Here is a 3,485-nt window from a genome sequence, read left to right on the forward strand (position 1 = left end):
GCCACCGGGTCCCAGACCCTGCTGAACAACGGACGGGCAACCGTCGAAGCTGCCCGCCAGATCGCCGTCCAACTCAAGCAGATCGCCGCCGAAGAGCTCGAAGCTTCCCCGGATGACATCGTGCTCGACGGAGGCCGAGCGTTTGTGGTCGGATCTCCCGACTCGGGAATCACCATCACCGAGCTAGCCGCGATCGCTGCCGATGGGGAAATGCTGTTGGGGCGTGGTTCTGGAAGTCCTCCCGAGACGCCTGAAGCACCCAACACCGTGTCGTGTGTTGGCGACCAGGGCATGAACGGCTGGGCCGGACCGCAGTTTTCGTGTCATGCCGTGCGGGTGCGACTCGACCGCGATACCGGCGTGGTACGCGTGCTTGAAGTGAACACCGCCCACGATTCAGGGGTGATCATCAACCAGATCGGCGCTTCAGGCCAGGTCGAAGGCGGGGTGTTGATGGGCATCGGTCAGGCGCTGACGGAACGAACCGTCTACGGCGACGACGCCAAACAGAAGAACGCCGGGCTCCTCGAATACAAGCTCCAGACGATGGCCGATGCCCCACCGATCACCATCCACTTCGCCGAGATCTACACGCCGGACATGGGACCGAACGGATCGAAACCGATTGCCGAAGCCCCCAACGTGGCCACGGCGGCGGCCATTTCGAACGCCATCGCCAAACTGGTCGGGAAACCGGTCCGGCTGTTGCCGATGACCGCCGAACGAGTCTGGGAAACGCTTCAGGAGGACGGCGCATGAGCCTGACCATCGCCACGTCACTCGACGAGGTCCTGACCGCGTTGGCCGCAGGTGCCCGACCGATTGCCGGGGGGACCGATCTGGTAGTTGGCGCCCGACAAGGAAAGGCGCCACTCCCCGACTCGCTGGTAGCCATCGACCGGGTAGCTGGGTTGTCTGAGATCGAGTCCGTTGACGGCCAGGTTCGGATCGGGGCAGGCGTGACCCACAGCCGCCTGATGAGCGACCCGCTCATTGTCCAAAGGTATACGGGATTGGCCGACGCGGCAGCGCTGATCGGATCACCTTCGACGCGCAACGTCGGGACCATCGGTGGCAACGTGATGAACGGATCGCCGGCCATGGACACGGGCGCTCCGCTCTTGACACTGGGGGCCGTGGTCGAACTGCATTCCGTCGGCAACACGAGACGGGTTGCCTTGTCGGACTTGTGGACCGGACCTGGGCGGACCAGCGCCAACCCTGACGAACTCTGCGTGTACATCATCCTTCCGGAGGTGCCGGCGAAGTCCGGCAGCGCCTACGTGCGTCTCGAATACCGCCGGGCCATGGAAATTGCCGTCGTAGGTGCGGCAGCCTTCGTTGTGTTGGCCGAGGATGGATCCATCGTGTCGGGCCGGGTGGCCATGACGTCGGTTGCTCCGACCATCGTGGAACTCGCCGGAGCGAGCGAAGCAATGGCCGGACTATCGCCGGTCGAGGCAGCCACGGTGATCGGGGCGATGGCCTCGGACCAGGCGGTCCCGATCAGCGACTTGCGAGGATCCGACAGGTATCGACGACACACAATTGGTGTGATGGCCGCCCGGGCGCTCGACGCGGCTACTCGCCGAGCCGGCGGGGAACCGATCCGCGTCCCGGTCAACCGAAGCCTGGGGATAGGAGCGGCTCGATGAACGAAACATACGAATTGGAAGTAAACGGGGTTCGCTACCCGATCAATGCCGCCATGGACCGGAATCTGCTGAGCGTTTTACGCACCGAGGTCGGGCTGACCGGCACCAAAGAAGGCTGCGATGATTGCGAATGCGGTGCCTGCATGGTGCTGATCGACGGCCAACCCGTGAATTCATGCTCGTACCTAGCTGCTCAAGCTCAAGGGCGAGAGATCACCACCGTCGAAGGGGTCCTCGATGGCGACAACCTGCATCCGTTACAACGGAACCTTCTTGAAGAAGGCGGTGTGCAATGCGGGTTCTGTACCCCTGGCATGATCATGTCGGCCCAGGCTCTCCTCACCCGCAACCCGTCGCCCACCCGGGAGGAAATCCGCATCGGATTGTCAGGCAACCTTTGCCGCTGCACCGGCTACCAGAGGATCCTCGCAGCCGTCGAACGAACCGCCGCCGAATCATGAGCCGACCGTAGTGGAAGCCTCCGGCTGGGCAAGCCAGGCACTCAAAGGGGCCAAGCCGGCCATCTTCTGGTCGGACCGTCCCGACGCTCCGACCGCCGCACCGGCGTTATCGGGACCGGCAACTGCCGACCTGACGGTGGTCGGAGGCGGATTCACCGGTCTCTGGGCGGCCATTCAAGCCCTCGAAGAGCAGCCGGAACTTAACGTGGTCGTGCTTGAAGCGGAGCGATGTGGGTTCGGAGCGAGTTCGCGCAATGGAGGGTTCTGTGACAGTTCTCTCACCCACGGCCTCGAAAACGGGCTCTCCCATTGGCCAGACGACCTCAAAACCCTCGTCCGGATGGGACGCGAAAACCTCGATGGCATCGACGTAGCGATTGATCGGTACGGGATCGTCGCCGACTACCACCGGGCCGCCGAAATCGACGTCGCCACCGAACCATGGCACCTCGAATCATTACGGGAGAGCCTTGCGACACATGCGCAGTATGGCTTTGACGTCGAACTGCTCGACGGTGACGCAATGCGTTCCAGAGTGCACTCACCTACCTATCTAGGCGGCCTCCTCCGTCGTAGTGATATGGCACTGGTCGATCCGGCCAGGCTGTGTTGGGAATTACGCCGCACAGCCGAGTCTCTCGGCGCGGCGATATTCGAACATTCGCCTGCGGTCGATATTTCGCCTGAAGGATCAGGCATGGAAGTGGCCACTCCGAACGGTGCCGTCCGTTCCGGACGGGTCCTTATGGCCACGAACGCCTACCCGGGTCCGGTCCGGCGTCCCCGGCGGTACGTGATCCCCGTCTACGACCACGTGCTCATGACCGAACCACTCTCCTCGGAACAAATATCCTCGATCGGGTGGAAGGAGCGCGACGGAATCGGCGACGCCTCCAATCAGTTCCATTACTACCGCCTCACCGAAGACGACCGCATTCTCTGGGGTGGCTGGGACGCCACCTACCACTTCAACAACGGACTCGATCCGCGACATGATCAACAGGAGTCGACGCACGGTGTACTGGCCGAGCACTTCTTCGAAACATTCCCGCAACTCGAAGGACTCCGTTTTAGCCATCGCTGGGGAGGGCCGATCGCAACCACCACCCAATTCACTGCGACGTGGGGGACGACCCACGAAGGGCGGATCACCTGGGTCGCCGGCTACACCGGATTGGGGGTGGCTGCCAGCAGATTCGGCGCCAGGGTCGGCCTGGATCTCGTTTTTGGGACCACCACCGAGCGAACCGAACTCGAGATGGTTCGCAAGAAGCCCTTCCCGTTCCCACCTGAACCGTTGCGCTGGGCAGGCGTTCAAATCACCCGAAGAGCCATCCAAACCTCCGACAGTCGCGAGGGCAAGCGAGGC

The 3,485-nt window shown here is 62.9% G+C and carries 4 protein-coding genes; all 4 read left to right on the top strand.

Translation table 11 applies throughout. The annotated features are described in order from the left end of the window. The coding region (locus tag JJE47_04480; GenBank protein MBK5266670.1) for a xanthine dehydrogenase family protein molybdopterin-binding subunit at nucleotides 1-759 on the top strand (759 nt) is incomplete at its 5' end. Further along, nucleotides 756-1,655: an FAD binding domain-containing protein gene (locus JJE47_04485; protein MBK5266671.1), complete on the top strand. Its 900-nt coding sequence runs from the start codon at nucleotides 756-758 to the stop codon at nucleotides 1,653-1,655. The genes JJE47_04480 and JJE47_04485, both read left to right, overlap by 4 nt. Then, complete coding sequence (locus JJE47_04490) at nucleotides 1,652-2,116, top strand: (2Fe-2S)-binding protein (GenBank protein MBK5266672.1); 465 nt, start codon at nucleotides 1,652-1,654, stop codon at nucleotides 2,114-2,116. Before JJE47_04485 ends, JJE47_04490 begins: the two co-directional genes overlap by 4 nt. A gap of 10 nt (nucleotides 2,117-2,126) precedes the next feature. Beyond that, the coding region (locus JJE47_04495; GenBank protein ID MBK5266673.1) for an FAD-dependent oxidoreductase at nucleotides 2,127-3,485 on the top strand (1,359 nt) is incomplete at its 3' end.

The organism is Acidimicrobiia bacterium (genome assembly GCA_016650365.1).
GTDB lineage: Bacteria > Actinomycetota > Acidimicrobiia > Spongiisociales > JAENVV01 > JAENVV01.

Coding starts and splice junctions, on each gene's coding strand:
- JJE47_04485 (MBK5266671.1), top strand. CDS start 756: ATGAGCCTGACCATCGCCACGTCACTCGACGAGGTCCTGACCGCGTTG.
- JJE47_04490 (MBK5266672.1), top strand. CDS start 1,652: ATGAACGAAACATACGAATTGGAAGTAAACGGGGTTCGCTACCCGATC.